Source organism: Pseudotenacibaculum sp. MALMAid0570 (assembly GCF_040151415.1).
Taxonomy (GTDB): domain Bacteria; phylum Bacteroidota; class Bacteroidia; order Flavobacteriales; family Flavobacteriaceae; genus Polaribacter.
In genome coordinates this window covers 1-329 of record NZ_JBDKWF010000020.1, presented here as the reverse complement: position 1 = coordinate 329, position 329 = coordinate 1, and the positions used below count along the sequence as shown (strand labels likewise).

Below are 329 nucleotides of genomic sequence, written 5' to 3'. Positions count from 1 at the left end.
CATACATGTTAGTTCCTGCGATAGGATTTGCTCCACTATTAGCATCTGCTGCTGATGTGTGATAAGTTACTGTATAATCAGCTGGATTCTGAGTTCCAAGAATAATAGGAGTCTGTGCATCTAGATTAAAAGTTTGTACAAAGCCATTGGTAAAGTCACCATCATCGGTGTCATCACATAATTCTAAATTTCCAACTGCGTTAGCAACAGGCACAGGGTCTACATTAAGAGTGATATGAGTACCAAACCCAAGACAGTCGTTATCTAAGTTACTATCCACACGCACATATATTTGTTGCGAGTTAGGATATCCAATGTTTCTATAGTTA

The 329-nt window shown here is 38.3% G+C and carries 1 protein-coding gene; it reads right to left on the bottom strand.

Annotated elements, in window-relative coordinates:
* Positions 1–329, bottom strand: a 329-nt coding sequence (locus AAON49_RS00090) for an FIDD domain-containing protein (protein ID WP_349551730.1), incomplete at both ends; no start/stop codon positions are given.